Origin of the sequence: Streptomyces sp. NPDC058579 (assembly GCF_042718575.1) — a bacterium.
Lineage (GTDB): Bacteria > Actinomycetota > Actinomycetes > Streptomycetales > Streptomycetaceae > Streptomyces.
Genome location: NZ_JBHXPI010000073.1, coordinates 1 through 17,232, shown reverse-complemented (window position 1 = coordinate 17,232; position 17,232 = coordinate 1). Strand labels below are relative to the sequence as shown.

Below are 17,232 nucleotides of genomic sequence, written 5' to 3'. Positions count from 1 at the left end.
TGTCACGCGGCCCGGGTGGGTTCCGCCCACGCCGCGGGGGCCCTCGGGCGGTGATCGGGGGGTCGGGCCCCGCCCGGGCGCGGTGTTGCCCCCGCCAACCGCGCGACTCGTGACTGTGCGTCAGATCGCGGGCCTGGGCGTCAGTTGGGCCGCCAGCCAGGTCGGGACCCCGCCCAGGAGGCGGAAGAGGCGGCCCGCCTCCGCGCGGAGGCGGCCCGCCTCCGGTTCCGTCTCGGTGTCCGCGAGAGCGGTGAGCGCCGGGGCCGTACCGACGAGGTAGCCGAGCTCCTCGCGGATCCGCAGGGACTCGGCGAAGCCGTGCCGCGCCTCCGCCAACTCGCCCTCCCGCAGAGCGAGTCCGGCGAGATGGCGCCATGTCGACGAGAGCAGCAGGCTGTCGCCCTGGGCCGACGCGCCCGCGTGGGCGCGACGGTAGGCGGCGCGGGCCGCCTGCGGGGAGTCGCCGATGTTCTGGGCGACCAGGCCGCGCCGGTAGTCGAGCAGCGGCCGCCCCTCCGCCGACGGGGCGATCAGCGCCGCCGCCCGGCCGAGCGCCGCGGTCGCCTCGTCCGCCCGGTCGCGTACCCCGAGCAGCGTCGACGCGTAGGCGAGATAGCCGCGTTCGCACGCGGCCGCTCCCCGTTCCTCGTCCGTCTGGGCCACGGCCTCGGCCGCCCGCAGCGCCTCCTCCGCGTCCGCCCACCCCTGTTCGGTGTAGAGACAGCGCTCGATCAGGAGCGCCGCCCGCTCCAGCGCGGCCTCCGGTTCCGCCGCGCGGGGGGCGAGCAGAGCTGCCGCGTCGGTCCAGCAACCCCGCGAGCGCAGACGCCATATGGCCGTCTCCACCGGGGTCGCCCCGCCGTAGCCAAGGGCCGGATCGTCGCCACCCGTTGTTCCGGAACCAGACATGGCGGTGTCCGCCACATTGCCCTCCCCGAGCGCGCCATTGAGCTATTGGGTCAGCCCGCATCTCAGCACGAACGCGCGGCGCTGGCCAAGGGGTCAGGTGAAAGATTTCACAAAGGCAGGACCTTGACCGGTATGCGGACGCGTGCGTCCAAGCCCCGGAATGGCGCCCTCAGCGGCCGATCCGATCCGCCCGCGCCCATTCCCTCGAAGAGATGAACCTCGCCGTGACCGCCTCGGGTGACGGCGGGTACGCGCCCTGGCCCTCGGCTGCCCGGCGCCCGTCGCGGATTCCGCCGCCGCGCTGGGCCAGGCGGGTGGTCTTCGGCCTCCATGGTCGCCCGCGTGCGCGCCGCATGGAGGGCCGGGGGCCCGCCCCGGCGCCGGAGCGGGCCCATGGGCCCGCGGAATCGGGCCCATGGGAGGCGCTGACGGCCCGCGAGGGCCCCTTCAGGAGCCTCCTGACCCGGGAGGCCCCGGCGACGGCCGTCGCCGCCTGACCGCCCGCCACGCGCCCTACGACATCCGCAGCGCCAGGAAGAAGTCGAGCTTGTCCTCCAGACGCGACAGGTCCCTGCCGGTCAGTTGCTCGATCCGTCCCACGCGGTAGCGCAGGGTGTTCACATGCAGGTGCAGGCGGGTCGCGCAGCGGGTCCAGGAGCCGTCGCAGTCGAGGAAGGCCTCCAGGGTGGGGATCAGCTCGGCGCGGTGGCGGCGGTCGTAGTCGCGCAGCGGGTCCAGGAGGCGGGCCGTGAAGGCGCGGCGGACGTCGTCCGGCACGAACGGGAGCAGCAGGACGTGCGAGGCCAGCTCGTGGTGGCCCGCCGCGCACACGCGGCCCGGGCGGGCGGCCGCGACGCGGCGGGCGTGCCGGGCCTCCTCCAGGGCGCCGCGCAGGCCCTCCGCCGAGTGGACGGCCGCGCTGACGCCGAGGGTGAGGCGGCCGTCGTCGGCGAGACCGGACGACAGGGGGTCCCGTACCGCCGCGAGGAGGGCGTCGGCGTGCAGGCCGAGGGCCGTCGTGCCCTCGTCCTCGCTGTCGGGCAGCGGGCCCGCGGGGAGCGGGACGAGGGCGATGGCCTCGTCCCCGTGGTGCGCGACCGCGATCCGGTCGGCGGATTCGGCGCCCACGGTCGCCGGGTCGACGAGGATCTCCTCCAGGAGCGCCTGCGCGACGGGGCCGGTCTCCACCGCGCCCGCGCTGCCCTCCGGGTCCCATTCGACGCGGGCGACGACGACCTGCCAGTGCGGGGCGGTGCCCAGGCCGGGCAGCAGGACCGGGGCGGCGACCCGCAGACGCGCGGCGATCTCGGCGGGCGCGGCGCCCACCTGGACCAGCTCCAGGACCTCCTGCGCGAGCCGGCGCCGTACCGTGCGCGCCGCGTCCCGCCGGTCCCGCTCGACGGCGATCAGCTGCGTCACGCCCTGGAGCAGGTCGAGCCGGGCGGCCGGCCAGTCGCCCGCGTCGGCCTCGACGGCCAGCAGCCAGTCGGAGAGCACCGTCTCCCGTACGTCGCGGGCCGCGGGGGGCGCGCCACGGCCCGTGTTGCGGATCGGGAAGAGGGAGTACGTGGTTCCGGCGGCGCTCAGGCGGTGTGGGCCGCGCCGTCCGGTCCGGGTCGCCGCCAGGTGCTCGCCGGCCAGTTTCGCGGCGAGCGAGGCGTCCAGGGGGTCGCCCGCGCCGGCGATCTGGCGGCCCGTGGGGGAGAGGACCCAGGCCCGGAGGTCCAGGTCGGAGCCGAGGAGGTCGAGGACGACCTCGGGCCCGCCGCCGGCAGGACCGGAGGTCATGAGGCGTCGGTGGCGGTCGACGACGGCCGCCAGGTCGCCCGCCCGTTCGCCGGACACCTGTCGAACAACGTGTTCGGTGATCGTCGCGAATGCAACGGTCTCGTTCACTGCGAAGAGCGGCAGTCGATGGCGAGAACACGCCTGTACGAGATCATCGGGAATGTCCCCGAGCTCCGCCTCGCCGGCGGCCAGGGCCGCCACCCCGGCGGACGCCAGGATCCGGACGAACGGCTCCGCCTCCTCGGGCTCCCGGAGCCAGGCGAGGCCGGTGAGGACCAGTTCGCCGCCGGAGAGATACCGGCTCGGGTCCTTGAGGTCCGTGGTCATCACGCCGCGAACGGTGCGATCCAGCTCGTCCTCACCACCGAGCAGGCGCAGCCCCAGCGCGTCGGTTTCCAGCAGTGCGCGCAGCCGCATCTCGTTGCCGCCGTTCCTTCTCGTCCGTCACTCGTCAGTCACTCTCGGGGGTTCTCGCCCGTCGTGCTCCCCGGGGGCGACGGAACGTCCCGACGGTCCCGAAGACTGTCGCGTTGTCGCCGGTGGCCTGGTGCCACGGTTTCCAGGGGAAAACGGCGAGGTTAATGAGCACCGCCGTTCGTTCGAATCTACAAGACGAACAAGGTCACCAGCCAACTCCTTCATGTTTTCGGTGACTGCACCCGAGCGGGCGAGGCTTGTGTACTAGGCCACACATCGCGTTAACAGCACGTGAACATGGTTTTGAAGTCGAGGGCCGGCCGTCCCCCCGGGCCCGTACAGACCGACCGACCCCCGATCACTAGAAGCACAAGAAGAGAGCCACCATGGACTTCCTTCGCCCCGCCAGCTGGGAGGAGGCGCTCGCCGCCAAGGCAGAGCACCCCACGGCCGTGCCCATCGCGGGTGGTACCGACGTCATGGTCGAGATCAACTTCGACCACCGGCGGCCCGAGTACCTCCTGGACCTGAACCGGATCGAGCTCCTGCGCGAGTGGGAGGTCGGCGAGGAGAACGTGCGCCTCGGCGCTTCCGTTCCGTACACCGAGATCATGGAGAACCTGCGGGCCGAGCTGCCGGGCCTGGCGCTCGCCTCGCACACCGTTGCCTCCCCGCAGATCCGCAACCGCGGCGGCGTCGGCGGCAACCTCGGCACCGCGTCCCCCGCCGGAGACGCGCACCCGGCCCTGCTCGCCGCGGGCGCCGAGGTCGAGGTGGAGTCGGTCCGTGGCAACCGGTTCATCCCGATCGACGAGTTCTACACGGGCGTGAAGCGCAACGCGCTGCAGCCCGACGAGCTCATCAAGACCGTCCACATCAAGAAGGCGGACGGCCCCCAGCAGTACTCCAAGGTCGGCACGCGCAACGCGATGGTCATCGCCGTCTGCGCCTTCGGCTTTGCGCTCCACCCGGAGACCCGCACGGTCCGCACCGGCATCGGTTCGGCCGCGCCGACCCCGATCCGCGCCAAGGAGGCCGAGGCCTTCCTGAACGCGGCTCTGGAGGAGGGCGGCTTCTGGGAGAGCGGCAAGATCATCACCCCGTCGATCGCCAAGCAGTTCGCGGACCTGTGCTCGGGCGCCGCGAACCCGATCGACGACGTCCGTGGCACCGCCAAGTACCGCCGCCACGCCGTCGGCATCATGGCCCGCCGTCAGCTCGGCTGGACCTGGGAGCAGTACCGCGGCACCGGCCGCACGCTTGAGGGAGCTGCATAACCATGCGCGTCAATTTCACGGTCAACGGCCGTCCGCAGGAAGCCGACGACGTCTGGGAGGGCGAGTCCCTCCTCTACGTTCTGCGTGAGCGGATGGGCCTCCCCGGCTCCAAGAACGCCTGCGAGCAGGGCGAGTGCGGCTCCTGCACGGTCCGCCTCGACGGAGTGCCGGTCTGTTCCTGCCTGGTCGCCGCCGGTCAGGTCGAGGGCCGCGAGGTCGTCACGGTCGAGGGTCTCGCCGACTACTCGCAGCACCGCGAGGACGCCCACCCGGGCGGTGCCTGTGGCACCGGCGGCTGCGGCACCACGCTCGACTCCGCGAAGAAGTGGCAGGCCAAGCCGGCCGACTCGCAGACCGGTGAGGGTGTGGAACTCTCCCCGATCCAGCAGGCGTTCATCGACGCCGGCGCCGTCCAGTGCGGCTTCTGCACCCCGGGTCTGCTGATCGCCGCCGACGAGCTCCTTGAGCGCCAGAGCGACCCGTCCGACCAGGACATCCGTGAGGCCCTGTCCGGCAACCTCTGCCGCTGCACGGGCTACGAGAAGATCCTCGACGCGGTCCGCCTGGCGGCCGCCCGTCAGGGAGAGGCGGTCTGACCATGGCTCAGAACACGCGCACCGTTCCGGCGGGCACGCCGACCAACGTCACCCAGAAGCACACCAAGGGCGGCATCGGCGAGTCCACCCTCCGCCCCGACGGCACCCTCAAGGTCACCGGTGAGTTCGCGTACTCCTCGGACATGTGGCACGAGGACATGCTCTGGGGCCAGACGCTCCGCTCCACCGTCGCGCACGCCGAGATCGTCTCCATCGACATCTCCGAGGCGCTCGCGATGTCCGGTGTGTACGCCGTGCTCACGTACGACGACCTGCCGACCGAGGTGAAGAACTACGGCCTGGAGATCCAGGACACCCCCGTCCTGGCGCACGGCCGGGTACGCCACCACGGCGAGCCGGTGGCCCTGATCGCCGCCGACCACCCGGAGACCGCCCGCCGCGCGGCCGCCAAGGTCAAGATCGAGTACAAGGAGCTGCCGGTCGTCACCGACGAGGCCTCCGCCCTCGCCCCCGACGCGCCGCTGATCCACGAGGGCCGCGACGACCACCACATCGGTCACGTCCCGCACCCGAACATCGTGCACCGCCAGCCGATCATCCGCGGCAACGTGGAGGAGGCCCGCAAGCGCGCCGACGTCATCGTCGAGGGCGAGTACGTCTTCGGCATGCAGGACCAGGCCTTCCTCGGCCCGGAGTCCGGCCTGGCCGTGCCCTCCGAGGACGGCGGTGTCGACCTGTACGTCGCCACCCAGTGGCTGCACTCGGACCTCAAGCAGATCGCCCCGGTCCTCGGCCTGCCCGAGGAGAAGGTCCGGATGACGCTCTCCGGCGTCGGCGGTGCCTTCGGTGGCCGCGAGGACCTGTCGATGCAGATCCACGCCTGCCTCCTGGCGCTCCGCACCGGCAAGCCGGTCAAGATCGTCTACAACCGCTTCGAGTCCTTCTTCGGCCACGTGCACCGCCACCCGGCGAAGCTGCACTACGAGCACGGCGCCACCAAGGACGGCAAGCTCACGCACCTCAAGGCCCGGATCGTCCTCGACGGCGGCGCCTACGCCTCGGCCTCCCCGGCCGTCGTCGGCAACGCCTCCTCGCTCGGCGCCGGTCCGTACGTGGTCGACGACGTCGAGATCGAGGCCGTCGCGCTCTACACCAACAACCCGCCCTGCGGCGCCATGCGCGGCTTCGGCGCGGTCCAGGCGTGCTTCGCGTACGAGGCGCAGATGGACAAGGTCGCGGCCAAGCTCGGCATGGACCCGGTGGAGTTCCGCCGGCTGAACGCCATGGAGCAGGGCACGATCATGCCGACCGGCCAGGTCGTGGACTCCCCGGCCCCGGTCGCCGAGCTGCTGCGCCGGGTCAAGGCCCGCCCGCTCCCGCCGGAGCAGCAGTGGCTCGCCGCCGGTGAGCAGGCGGACGTCCGCGCGCTCCCGGGCGGTCTGTCGAACACCACGCACGGCGAGGGTGTCGTCCGCGGAGTCGGCTACGCCGTCGGCATCAAGAACGTCGGCTTCTCCGAGGGCTTCGACGACTACTCCACCGCCCGCGTGCGCCTGGAGGTCATCAACGGCGAGCCCGTCGCGATGGTCCACACGGCCATGGCGGAGGTCGGCCAGGGCGGTGTCACCGTCCACGCCCAGATCGCCCGTACGGAGCTGGGTGTCACCCAGGTGACCATCCACCCGGCCGACACCCAGGTCGGCTCCGCCGGCTCGACGTCCGCCTCCCGGCAGACGTACATGACCGGTGGCGCGGTGAAGAACACCTGCGAGCAGGTGCGCGAGGCCGTCCTGGAGATCGGCCGCCGCAAGTTCGGCTCGTACCACCCGGCGTGGGCCACCGCCGAACTGCTCCTGGAGAACGGCAAGGTCGTCACCGACGGCGGCGAGGTCCTCGCGGACCTGGCCGACGTCCTGGAGGACGAGGCCGTGGACCAGGAGCACGAGTTCCGGCACCGCCCGACCGTCCCGTTCGACCTGGTCACCGGCCAGGGCGACGGCCACGTCCAGTACACCTTCGCCGCGCACCGCGCGGTGGTGGAGGTGGACACCGAGCTCGGCCTCGTGAAGGTCATCGAGCTCGCGACCGCCCAGGACGTGGGCAAGGCGCTCAACATGCTCTCCGTCGTCGGCCAGATCCAGGGTGGTACCACCCAGGGCCTGGGCGTCGCGGTGATGGAAGAGATCATCGTGGACCCGAAGACCGCGAAGGTGCGCAACCCCTCCTTCACGGACTACCTGATCCCGACGATCCTCGACACGCCGACCATCCCGGTCGACGTACTCGAACTGGCCGACCCCAAGGCGCCGTACGGCCTGCGGGGACTCGGCGAGGCCCCGACCCTGTCGTCCACCCCGGCCGTCCTCGCGGCGATCCGGAACGCGACGGGCCTGGAGCTCAACAAGACGCCGGTCCGCCCCGAAGCGCTCACCGGCACCCTCTAGGTCACTCCGGGCGGTGCGCGCCTCCCAGGAACGTCACACTTCCCAGCCCGCACCGCCCGGAGCAACCCACCACGTGGGACCCAGCAGTACCAGCAACACCCGCAGTACCAGCAACACCCGTAGTACCCAGCACCACCAGCAGTACCGAGCAACACCAGATCGACCTGATCCACCCAGTTCGTCTCGGGCCGTCCCCCGGGTCGTGCAGCCAACGCACCATCCCAAATCCCGCAGCTTCTCTGACCTTCGGAAAGTCTTATGCGGGTGCCCCTTTGAACCTTGGGAGTAGGCCCCATGACCCAGTCGTCAGTGGAGCCCAAGACCGCCTCGGAGGACGCGGGCTCCGGCTCGAACGTCCCCGCCGGCCGCTCTTGGCTCGACCGGTACTTTCACATCTCGGAGAGAGGATCCACCGTCGCGACGGAGATCCGCGGCGGCGTCACCACCTTCATGGCGATGGCGTACATTCTCCTGCTCAACCCTCTGATCCTCGGCGGCAAGGATGTGGACGGCAACGTCCTCAGCCAGCCCGCCCTCATCACGGCGACCGCCCTGGCCGCCGCGGCGACCACCCTGCTGATGGGCTTCTGGGGCAAGGTCCCACTCGCCCTCGCGGCGGGGCTCAGCGTCTCCGGTGTGCTCTCCTCGCAGGTCATCTCCGTGATGACCTGGCCCCAGGCCATGGCCATGTGTGTGGCCTACGGCGCGGTGATCTGCCTCCTGGTGGTCACCGGCCTCCGTGAGATGATCATGAACGCGATCCCGCTTGCCATCAAGCACGCGATCACGATCGGTATCGGCCTCTTCATCGCCATCATCGGCTTCGTCAAGGCCGGCTTCGTCCACGAGAACCCTTCTCCCGGCGGCGGCCCGGTCACCCTCGGCCCGCTCGGTGAGCTCCAGGGCTGGCCCGTCCTGATCTTCGCGGTCACCCTGCTTCTGATCTTCGCCCTTCAGGCGCGCAACATCCCCGGCGCCATCCTGATCGGCATCATCGCCGGCACCGTCATAGCCCTGATCGTCAACGCTGTCGCCGACATCCCGGCGAAGGGCGCGGGCGCCTGGTTCTCCGGCGCTCCGGAACTCAAGGGCAGTGCCGTCTCCACACCGGACTTCTCGCTCATCGGACAAGTGTCCTTCAGCGGGTGGGGCGACGTCGGCTACATCACGGTCACCATGATCGTCTTCACCCTGGTCCTGGCCGGCTTCTTCGACGCCATGGCCACGATCATCGGCGTCGGCTCCGAGGCCAAGCTCGCGGACGACAAGGGCCGTATGCCCGGCCTCTCCAAGGCCCTGTTCATCGACGGCGCCGGCGGTGTCATCGGTGGCGGTGTCGGCGGCTCCGGCCAGACCGTCTTCGTCGAATCGGCCACCGGCGTCGGCGAGGGTGCCCGTACGGGTCTCTCCTCCGTCGTCACCGGCGCCTTCTTCGCGGCCTGTCTCTTCTTCACCCCGCTCACCGCGATCGTGCCCGCCGAGGTCGCCTCCGCGGCCCTGGTCGTCATCGGCGCGATGATGATGCAGAACGCCAAGCACGTCGACTGGAGCGACCGCTCCGTGGCGATCCCGGTGTTCCTCACCGTGGTCCTGATGCCGTTCACGTACACCATCACCACGGGTGTCGCGGCCGGTGTCATCTCCTTCGCCGTCATCAAGGTGGCGCAGGGCAAGGCGCGCGAGGTCGGTGGCTTCATGTGGGGCCTGACCGCGATCTTCATCGTGTACTTCGCGATCCACCCGATCGAGAGCTGGCTCGGCGTCGGCTGACGCCGCACCGCCGCCCTCCACACACACATCTGAGGAGTTCGAGATGCTGGACATCGCCGAAGAGCTGAACCGGTGGGTCGAGCAGGGACGCGAGTTCGCCGTCGCCACGGTCGTGGCGGTCGGCGGCAGCGCGCCCCGGCAGCCGGGCGCCGCGCTCGCCGTCGACAGTGACGGCACGGCGATCGGCTCGGTCTCCGGCGGGTGTGTGGAGGGCGCGGTCTACGAACTGTGCCAACAGGCCCTCGAGGACGGCACCACCGTCGTCGAGCGCTTCGGCTACAGCGACGAGGACGCCTTCGCCGTGGGTCTGACCTGCGGCGGCATCATCGACATCCTCGTCACCCCGGTCCGCGGCGAGGTCTACCCCGCCGCCCTGGCCGCCGCCGTCTCGGGAGAGGCGGCGGCCCTCGCCAGGATCGTCGACGGACCCGCGGACCTGATGGGACGGGCCCTCCTGGTCCGTCCCGACGGATCGTACGAAGGCTCCCTCGGCGGCCACCCGGCGCTCGACCGCACCGCGGCCGGCGAGGCCCTCGCCATGCTGGACGCGGGCCGCACCGGCACCGTCGAGATCGGCGAGGACGGCAGCCGCTGCGGGCAGCCGATCACCCTCCTGGTCGAGTCCTCCGTCCCCGCCCCGCGCATGATCGTCTTCGGCGCCATCGACTTCGCCTCCGCGCTCGTCAGGGTCGGCAAGTTCCTCGGCTACCACGTCACCGTGTGCGACGCCCGGCCCGTCTTCGCGACCCCGGCCCGCTTCCCCGAGGCCGACGAGATCGTCGTCGACTGGCCGCACCGCTACCTGGAGTCCACCGAGGTCGACTCCCGTACCGTGCTGTGCGTCCTCACCCACGACGCCAAGTTCGACGTCCCGCTCCTCGAAGCGGCCCTGAAGCTTCCCGTCGCCTACGTCGGCGCGATGGGCTCCCGCCGCACCCACGAGGACCGCAACAAGCGGCTGCGCGAGGTCGGCGTCACCGAGCTCGAACTCGCCCGGCTGCGCTCCCCGATAGGGCTCGACCTGGGCGCCCGTACGCCGGAGGAGACGGCCCTCTCGATAGCGGCCGAGATCGTCGCCAACCGCCGCGGCGGCACCGGCGTGTCGCTCACCGGCGCGCACACCCCGATCCACCACGACGGCCCGCGCGCGCCCGACGGACGGATAGGTTCCGTCGCCTGACGGGCCGCCACGCCGGTCCTTGGCGTCCTTGACGATCACGGAGCGGTGGGGCGACGCTCGCGGCAGCGCTCCCGCTGACGGAGCGCGCCGAGAGGACGTCTCCCATGCGCCACCGCTCCACCGCAGTCCCGTCCACGCGGATCCTGGCCCTCGCCGCCACGGCCCTCGCCCTCCTCACCGCCGTCCTGCTGCCGGTGGCGGCCGACGGCGCGGCGGCGCCCGGCGTCCCAACGCCTGGCGCCCCGCCGGAACGCGACGGCGATCCGGTCCGCTTCCACGCCCCCGCCGCCAACCCGGCCGCCCTCGCCCAGTACAGCGACCTCAAGGAGAGCGGGGACGCCCGTACCGCCGCCGGACTCCTCGCCATGGTCCGCGCCCCGCACGCCGTCTGGCTCGGCGACAGCACCCCCGCCGAGGTGGAGCTCACCGCCCGCGCCATCGTGGAGGCCGCCGCGCGGGAGGGCACCGTGCCCGTCCTCGTGCTCTACAACGCCCCCGGCCGCGACTGCTCCCAGTACTCCGCCGGTGGCGCCGGCACCGACGCCGCGTACACGGACTGGACCGACGCCGTCGCGCGGGGCATCGGCGCCCACCGCGCGCTCGTCGTCCTCGAACCCGACTCCCTCGCCCTGCTGCCCTCCGACTGCGGCCAGGACGACAGCGGGGGGACCCGGACCGCCGCCCGCTACGCCGCCGTACGGCACGCGGTCGACGTCCTCGAACCGCTCGCCGGGACCGCGGTCTACCTCGACGCAGGGAACCCCGGCTGGCACGCCGTCGAGACCGTCGTGCCCCGGCTCGTCAAGGCCGGGGTCGACCGGGCCACCGGCTTCACCGTCAACACCTCCCACTACCACTCCGACGCCGACAGCGCCTGGTACGGCACCCTCGTCTCCGGCTGCCTCGCCCACGTCGCCCGGGCCGGCGACCCCCACGACTGCCCCGACCGGAGCTGGAAGCAGGCCGAGGCCCGCACCTGGCTGACCACCCACGCCGTCGGACCGGCCGCCGACCGCGCGCACTTCGTCACCGACACCAGCCGCGCGGGCCGTGGCCCCTGGACCGCGAAGCCCGGCGTCCACGCCGACCCGCAGGAGTGGTGCAACCCGCCCGGGCGCGGACTCGGCCCCCGGCCCACGGCCGTGACCGGCGACCCGCTCCACGACGCAAAGCTCTGGATCAAGATCCCCGGCGAGTCCGACGGCCAGTGTCTGCGCGGGACCGCCGGCCCCGAGGACCCCGAGCGCGGGACGGTCGACCCGAAGGCCGGCGACTGGTTCCCGGCCCAGGCGCTGGAACTGGTACGGCTCGCCGATCCGCCCATCCTGGCCGGCGAGGTTTCCGGACAGGCGCGTGGCCGGGAATATTCGTGACGTACCCGTCCCGGACGCCGGTTAGGGTCCGGATCATGGATATTCGTGACGTACCCGAAGCCCATATCGACCGTGCTCTCGACCTCTCCTACCTCGTCTTCCACGACCGTCCCGAGGAGGAGGAGCGCAAGCACCACCGCGACATGCTGCGCCCCTGCGACCGGATCGGCGCGTACGAGGGGGACCAACTCGTCGGATTCGTCGCGGCGTTCCCCTTCACCGTCTCCGTACCCGGCGGCGACCTGACCTGTCCCGGCCTTACGCTCGTCTCCGTCGCCCCCACCCACCGGCGGCGCGGTGTGCTCTCCGCGCTGATCGCGGAGGCGTTCCGGCGGTACGCCGAGCGGGGCGCGCCGCTCGCCTCGCTCTGGGCGTCGGAGGACGCCATCTACGGCCGGTTCGGGTTCGGTGTCGCCACCCAGGGCGTGACCGTCGAGATCGACTCCCGGCGGCCCCTCGCCCTGCGGATCGACCCCGACGAGCGTCCGCTGCGGCTGCTCGACCCGGCGGACGCGCCCGATGTCGTCGGCCCCTACTTCGAGTCCACGCGCGCGCTGCGCGCGGGCCGGAACGCCCGGGACGAACTGCGCTGGACCGGCGAGTGGCTGCGCGACGAGGACGAGGAGGACGACGAGCTGTCACCGGCCCGGGCCGTCGCGCTCGGCGACCCCGTCGCCGGTTACGCCGTCTACCGCACCAAGGGCGAGAACGAGGACGCCCGCACCCCGGGCCTGGTCCGCGTCGACGAGGTGGAGGCCGACACCCCGGCCGTCGCCGCCGCCCTCTGGCGCTACCTGGCCTCGATCGACCTGACCGGCACCGTCCGCGCCTGGGGCAGGCCGCTCGACGACCCCCTGCTGCTCTTCGCCGCCGACCGCGACCAGGTGCGGGTGACCGGACAGTTCCCGGCGCTGTGGCTGCGGCTGATCGACGTCCGCGCGGCGCTCACGGCCCGTACCTGGGCCGCGCCCGTCGACCTCGTCCTGGAGGTCCACGACAGCCGCCTGCCCGCCAACTCCGGCCGCTTCCGCCTCACTTCGGGCCCGGAGGACGGGGTGCGGTACGAGCCGACCGGCGACCCGGTCGACCTGTCCTTCGACGTACGGGACCTGGGCGCCTGCTACCTCGGCGGCGCGCAGGTCGCGGACCTGGTGGCCGCAGGTCTGGTCGAGGAACACACGCCGGGTGCGGCGACCGCTCTCGACGCGGCCCTGCGCACACCCCGACTCCCGCACACCTGCGACGAGTTCTAGGGCTTTCGTACCGGCGTACGGAGGTGGGCGCGCGGGCCCGCCTCAGCTCTTCCGCAGGCCGTGGAGGAGGAGCTCCGCCAGGTGTCCGTACGCCTCCGCGTCCGCGAGGCCGGTCGCCGCGGCGACCTGGCGGCGCTGGATGCGGACCATGACCGAGGCGATGACGTCGGCCGCGAAGGAGACGTGGACCTCGCGGAAGACTCCCGCGCGCACGCCCTCCTCGATCAGCTGCTGCACCCGCCCGGCCGCCGCGCGGGTGTTGCGCTCGTAGACCTCGGCGGCCGGTTCGAAGGCGGCCACGTCGTCGAAGAACTGTGGGGAGACCGGGGCCAGTTCGGCCGCGACCGCGCGCAGATAGGCGGCCAGTCGCTCGGCCGGGTCCTGCTCCGCCGCGAGGACCGCCTCGACCCGGGTCGTCGCGCGCCGGAAGAAGTGGACCACGGCGGCCCGGACGAGCTGCTCCTTGCTGTCCGCCAGGCCGTAGAGCGTGCGCTTGGAGCAGCGCAGCCGGGCCGCGAGATCGTCCAGGGTCAGCCGGGCGAAGCCCTCGCCGACCAGCAGGGCCACCAGCTCCTCGAACAGGGCGGACCGGCGGGCCGCGCCGCGGCCCGTCAGCTTGGGAGCGCCGGCGGCGGAAGTGTCGATCACCCGAACAGTATGCAGGCCGACCCCTTCGGGGGGTTACGGCGGAACCCTTCTGCGCTACGCTAAGCGGTACTGCCGTACCGCCCGCAGTACCGTTACGCCGGTGCGGGTGGCCGAGTGTCACTGGAGTCGCCATGGATGTCGACCGCCTGCTTCCCACCCCCGAGGCAGCGGACCTCATCGCCCTGACGCGGGAGATCGCCGACAAGGAGCTCTCTTCCCGCGTGGACGAGCACGAGGCCGCCGAGACGTACCCCGAAGGCCTGTTCACCACGCTCGGCCGGGCCGGACTGCTCGGCCTCGCCTACCCCGAGGAGTTCGGCGGCGGAGGCCAGCCGTACGAGGTGTACCTCCAGGTCCTGGAGGAGCTGGCGGCGCGCTGGGCGGCCGTCGCGGTCGCCACCAGCGTCCACACCCTCGCCTGCCACCCCCTGCACTCCTTCGGCACCGCCGAGCAGAAGGAGCGCTGGCTCCCCGCGATGCTCGCCGGCGAGACCATCGGCGGCTACAGCCTCTCCGAGCCCCAGGCGGGCTCCGACGCGGCCGCCCTCTCCTGCAAGGCCGAGCGCGTGGACGACGGCCCGAACGGCGCCGCGTACCGCGTCACCGGCAACAAGGCGTGGATCACCCACGGCGGCAAGGCCGGCTTCTACGCCCTCTTCGCCCGCACAGCGCCCGGCAGCCACGGCATCTCCTGCTTCCTCGCCCCCGGCGCGACCGAGGGCCTCACCTTCGGACTGCCCGAGCGGAAGATGGGCCTCCAGGCCGTCCCCACCACCTCCGCCCACTGGGACGGCGCGCTCCTCGACGCCGACCGGCTCATCGGTGACGAGGGCCAGGGGCTCCAGATCGCCTTCAGCGCGCTCGACTCCGGCCGCCTCGGCATCGCCGCCTGCGCCACGGGCCTCGCCCAGGCCGCGCTCGACGCCGCCGTCGACTACGCCAACGAGCGCTCCACCTTCGGCCGGAAGATCGTCGACCACCAGGGGCTCGGCTTCCTGCTCGCGGACATGGCCGCCGCCGTCGACTCCGCCCGCGCCACGTACCTCGACGCGGCCCGCCGCCGCGACCTCGGCCGCCCGTTCAGCCGCCAGGCCAGCGTGGCCAAGCTGACCGCCACGGACGCGGCCATGAAGGTGACCACGGACGCCGTCCAGGTCCTCGGCGGGTACGGATACACCCGCGACTTCCCGGTCGAGCGCTACATGCGCGAGGCCAAGATCATGCAGATCTTCGAGGGCACGAACCAGATCCAGCGGCTGGTCATCAGCCGCGGGCTCGCCCGCTGACCCACCGCCCCCGCTGACACGCACCGCCACCGCCGCTTTCGCTGACGTTTCGAGGAGTTCCATGGACATCGCCGGCTCCGCCGCGCTCGTCACCGGCGCCGCTTCCGGTCTCGGCGCCGCCACCGCCGCCGCGCTCGCCGCCCGCGGCGCCACCGTCTACGGCCTGGACCTGGACAAGGCCGTCGCGGCGGCCGGTCCCCTGCCCGACGGCGTCACGCTGCTCGCGGCCGACGTCACCGAGGAGGGGCCGGTCCGCGAGGCGCTCGCGCGGATCGAGGCCGACGGCGCGGAGCTGCGGCTCGCCGTCAACTGCGCGGGCATCGCCCCCTCCGCCCGCGTCCTCGGCCGCAAGGGCCCGCACGACCTCGACCTGTTCCGTGCGGTCCTGAACGTCAACCTGCTCGGCACGTTCAACGTGATGCGCCTTGCCGCCGAGGTCATCGCACGCCAGGAGCCGGACGAGCACGGTCAGCGCGGGCTCGTCGTCAACACCGCCTCGATCGCCGCCTTCGAGGGCCAGGTCGGCCAGATCGCGTACGCCGCCTCCAAGGCGGGCGTCGCCGGGATGACCGTCACCGCCGCCCGCGACCTCGCCCAGTTCGGCATCCGGGTCGTCACCATCGCGCCCGGCATCGTCGACACCCCGATGATGGCCGGATTCAGCGAGGAGATCCGCGCCGGGCTCGCCGCGAACGTCACCTTCCCGCAGCGGCTCGCCCGCCCCGACGAGTACGCCCGGCTCGTGACGATGGTCGCCGAGCACGACTACCTCAACGGCGAGACCATCCGGATGGACGGCGCCCTGCGGATGGCGGCTCGCTGACCCTCCCGTAGAACTGCCGAGAGCACTTGGTGCCGGATTTGGCTGGCACCAAGTGCCGTCGGCGTGGGCCGCGGATGTTAGGTTCGGGCCATGGGAACAGCCTCGACGAACTCCACGAAGCCCGCGATGCGGGACTCCCTCATCGCCGCGGCCTTCCAGCTCTTCCTGGAGCGCGGCTACGAGCAGACCACCGTCGACGACATCGTCACCCTCGCCGGGGTCGGCCGGCGGTCCTTCTTCCGGTACTTCCCGTCGAAGGAGGACGTGGTCTTCCCCGACCACGAGCAGAGCCTCGCCGACATGACCGAGTTCCTCGCCGCGAGCGCCGACACCGACGACCCGCTGGTCAGGATCTGCGACGCCACCCGCCTGGTCATGCGGATGTACGCCGAGAACCCCACCTTCTCCGTCCAGCGCTACCGCCTCACCCGCGAGGTGACGGGCCTGCGGACCTACGAACTCTCGGTCGTCTGGCGGTACGAGAAGACGCTCGGCGACTATCTGCGCACCCGCTGGGCCGACCGGCGCGACGGCACCCTGCGGGCCAACGTGGTCGCCGCCTCCGTCGTCGCCGCCCACAACCACGCCCTGCGCCACTGGCTGCGCTCCGGCGGCGAGGGCGATCCGCTGGCCGAGGTGGACCGGGCCCTGGACCTCGTCCGCGCCACCTGGAGCGGCGAGCAGGGCGAGGGCGGAGCCGGCGGCCCGGGCGAGGACGCCGAGGACGTCGTGGTGGTGATCACCAAGCGGTCCACGCCCATGTGGCGCGTGGTGCGCGAGGTGGAGTCGAGCCTCGGCGAGGGCTGAGGGTTTCGAAGGGATCTCAGGGGGATCTCAGTATCTTCAATTGAGGGAACTGAGGTCTTTATTTGATGGCACTCAGTGCCATATCTTTGCTCCATGCACGGTCGAGCCGCCGAGTGCAAGGAGAACGCATCGTGTTCCACACCGGGTCCGTAGCATCGAGGAGCGGGAGCGCCGCCGTCCGGGCCGAGGAGTCGGCCGACGACGCCGAGCTCTACTACCAGCTCTGCCGCTGGTGCCAGACCACGACCTTCCAGCGCCTGCTCTGTCCGACCTGCGGGTCGACCGACCTCGCGCCCGAACGCAGCGAGGGCGAGGGCGTGATCTCCGTACGCCGCGGGGTCGCCGCCGCCGACAACGACCTGTGGCCGGTCCACATGACGGAGGGCTTCGTCGTCCGGTGCCGGGTCGACGGGCCGCCGCACGCGGTACGCCCCGGCGTCCGCGTCAGACTCTCCGCCCTGACCCCGGTCGCGGGGCACGAGCCGGTCGTCCGGCTCTGCGAGGAGGTCGCCCTGGACGGCTGGATCTGAACCGCGCACACCCGCGTACACCGCGCACACCCGCGCACAGAAAAGCGGCCCGGTGGCACAGAGTGCCACCCGGCCGCGTCCTTTAGGGGGGGGTCTGGCCCAGGTGGCCGTGGGGGGGGCGTTATCGGGGGTCAGCAGCGGGCGGACCTAGCATAGGGCGGCGCCCCCGC

General features: G+C 72.2%; 15 protein-coding genes. 12 read left to right on the top strand and 3 right to left on the bottom strand.

The window, feature by feature from the left end; genetic code table 11:
- Positions 1-120 precede the first annotated feature (120 nt).
- Positions 121-909, bottom strand: coding sequence for a hypothetical protein (locus ACFWRO_RS36365; protein WP_384518760.1), 789 nt, complete (start codon positions 907-909; stop codon positions 121-123).
- 212 nt (positions 910-1,121) lie between these two features.
- Between ACFWRO_RS36365 and ACFWRO_RS36360 the strand changes: the two genes are divergently transcribed.
- A complete protein-coding gene (locus ACFWRO_RS36360; protein ID WP_384518758.1) occupies positions 1,122-1,406 on the top strand; it encodes a hypothetical protein in 285 nt (94 codons plus the stop codon).
- Between the two features lie 16 nt (positions 1,407-1,422).
- Here ACFWRO_RS36360 and ACFWRO_RS36355 read toward each other — a convergent pair whose 3' ends face one another.
- Positions 1,423-3,114, bottom strand: coding sequence for a PucR family transcriptional regulator (locus ACFWRO_RS36355; RefSeq protein ID WP_384518755.1), 1,692 nt, complete (start codon positions 3,112-3,114; stop codon positions 1,423-1,425).
- Positions 3,115-3,500: 386 nt separating this feature from the next.
- On the opposite strand from ACFWRO_RS36355, the gene ACFWRO_RS36350 reads away from it, so the two are divergent.
- From ACFWRO_RS36350 to ACFWRO_RS36320, 7 genes are all read left to right on the top strand, one after another.
- On the top strand, positions 3,501-4,391 hold the full coding sequence (locus ACFWRO_RS36350) for an FAD binding domain-containing protein (protein WP_384518752.1): 891 nt from the start codon (positions 3,501-3,503) through the stop codon (positions 4,389-4,391).
- A 2-nt stretch (positions 4,392-4,393) separates the two neighbouring features.
- On the top strand, positions 4,394-4,987 hold the full coding sequence (locus ACFWRO_RS36345; RefSeq protein WP_384518749.1) for a (2Fe-2S)-binding protein: 594 nt from the start codon (positions 4,394-4,396) through the stop codon (positions 4,985-4,987).
- A 2-nt stretch (positions 4,988-4,989) separates the two neighbouring features.
- Entirely contained in the window at positions 4,990-7,392 is a 2,403-nt protein-coding gene (pucD, locus tag ACFWRO_RS36340; protein ID WP_384518747.1) for a xanthine dehydrogenase subunit D, read from the top strand.
- Between the two features lie 294 nt (positions 7,393-7,686).
- Entirely contained in the window at positions 7,687-9,162 is a 1,476-nt protein-coding gene (locus ACFWRO_RS36335) for an NCS2 family permease (RefSeq protein WP_384518744.1), read from the top strand.
- A gap of 43 nt (positions 9,163-9,205) precedes the next feature.
- Positions 9,206-10,342 carry an XdhC family protein gene (locus ACFWRO_RS36330; RefSeq protein WP_384518741.1) on the top strand — a complete coding sequence of 379 codons (1,137 nt, stop codon included), beginning with the start codon at positions 9,206-9,208 and terminating at the stop codon, positions 10,340-10,342.
- A gap of 104 nt (positions 10,343-10,446) precedes the next feature.
- Positions 10,447-11,715, top strand: a complete 1,269-nt coding sequence (locus ACFWRO_RS36325; protein WP_384518738.1) for a glycoside hydrolase family 6 protein — start codon at positions 10,447-10,449, stop codon at positions 11,713-11,715.
- 35 nt (positions 11,716-11,750) lie between these two features.
- Entirely contained in the window at positions 11,751-12,968 is a 1,218-nt protein-coding gene (locus ACFWRO_RS36320) for a GNAT family N-acetyltransferase (protein WP_384518735.1), read from the top strand.
- A gap of 42 nt (positions 12,969-13,010) precedes the next feature.
- Here the strand turns inward: ACFWRO_RS36320 and ACFWRO_RS36315 are convergent, their stop codons facing one another.
- Positions 13,011-13,616, bottom strand: a complete 606-nt coding sequence (locus ACFWRO_RS36315; RefSeq protein ID WP_384518732.1) for a TetR/AcrR family transcriptional regulator — start codon at positions 13,614-13,616, stop codon at positions 13,011-13,013.
- Positions 13,617-13,747: 131 nt separating this feature from the next.
- On the opposite strand from ACFWRO_RS36315, the gene ACFWRO_RS36310 reads away from it, so the two are divergent.
- The 4 genes from ACFWRO_RS36310 (at position 13,748) to ACFWRO_RS36295 (ending at position 17,062) form a co-directional block, all read left to right on the top strand.
- Positions 13,748-14,902 (top strand): acyl-CoA dehydrogenase family protein, encoded by a 1,155-nt coding sequence (locus ACFWRO_RS36310; protein ID WP_384518730.1) that lies wholly within the window; start codon positions 13,748-13,750, stop codon positions 14,900-14,902.
- A 61-nt stretch (positions 14,903-14,963) separates the two neighbouring features.
- On the top strand, positions 14,964-15,725 hold the full coding sequence (locus ACFWRO_RS36305) for an SDR family NAD(P)-dependent oxidoreductase (RefSeq protein WP_384518727.1): 762 nt from the start codon (positions 14,964-14,966) through the stop codon (positions 15,723-15,725).
- A 90-nt stretch (positions 15,726-15,815) separates the two neighbouring features.
- Positions 15,816-16,532: a TetR family transcriptional regulator gene (locus ACFWRO_RS36300; RefSeq protein WP_384518724.1), complete on the top strand. Its 717-nt coding sequence runs from the start codon at positions 15,816-15,818 to the stop codon at positions 16,530-16,532.
- Between the two features lie 131 nt (positions 16,533-16,663).
- Positions 16,664-17,062 (top strand): zinc ribbon domain-containing protein, encoded by a 399-nt coding sequence (locus tag ACFWRO_RS36295; RefSeq protein WP_384518721.1) that lies wholly within the window; start codon positions 16,664-16,666, stop codon positions 17,060-17,062.
- Positions 17,063-17,232 lie beyond the last annotated feature (170 nt).

Bases quoted from the DNA above. Each gene is read 5' to 3' on its own strand.
- ACFWRO_RS36365 (WP_384518760.1), bottom strand. From the start codon at position 909: ATGTCTGGTTCCGGAACAACGGGTGGCGACGATCCGGCCCTTGGCTAC.
- ACFWRO_RS36360 (WP_384518758.1), top strand. From the start codon at position 1,122: ATGAACCTCGCCGTGACCGCCTCGGGTGACGGCGGGTACGCGCCCTGG.
- ACFWRO_RS36355 (WP_384518755.1), bottom strand. From the start codon at position 3,114: ATGCGGCTGCGCGCACTGCTGGAAACCGACGCGCTGGGGCTGCGCCTG.
- ACFWRO_RS36350 (WP_384518752.1), top strand. From the start codon at position 3,501: ATGGACTTCCTTCGCCCCGCCAGCTGGGAGGAGGCGCTCGCCGCCAAG.
- ACFWRO_RS36345 (WP_384518749.1), top strand. From the start codon at position 4,394: ATGCGCGTCAATTTCACGGTCAACGGCCGTCCGCAGGAAGCCGACGAC.
- pucD (WP_384518747.1), top strand. From the start codon at position 4,990: ATGGCTCAGAACACGCGCACCGTTCCGGCGGGCACGCCGACCAACGTC.
- ACFWRO_RS36335 (WP_384518744.1), top strand. From the start codon at position 7,687: ATGACCCAGTCGTCAGTGGAGCCCAAGACCGCCTCGGAGGACGCGGGC.
- ACFWRO_RS36330 (WP_384518741.1), top strand. From the start codon at position 9,206: ATGCTGGACATCGCCGAAGAGCTGAACCGGTGGGTCGAGCAGGGACGC.
- ACFWRO_RS36325 (WP_384518738.1), top strand. From the start codon at position 10,447: ATGCGCCACCGCTCCACCGCAGTCCCGTCCACGCGGATCCTGGCCCTC.
- ACFWRO_RS36320 (WP_384518735.1), top strand. From the start codon at position 11,751: ATGGATATTCGTGACGTACCCGAAGCCCATATCGACCGTGCTCTCGAC.
- ACFWRO_RS36310 (WP_384518730.1), top strand. From the start codon at position 13,748: ATGGATGTCGACCGCCTGCTTCCCACCCCCGAGGCAGCGGACCTCATC.
- ACFWRO_RS36305 (WP_384518727.1), top strand. From the start codon at position 14,964: ATGGACATCGCCGGCTCCGCCGCGCTCGTCACCGGCGCCGCTTCCGGT.
- ACFWRO_RS36300 (WP_384518724.1), top strand. From the start codon at position 15,816: ATGGGAACAGCCTCGACGAACTCCACGAAGCCCGCGATGCGGGACTCC.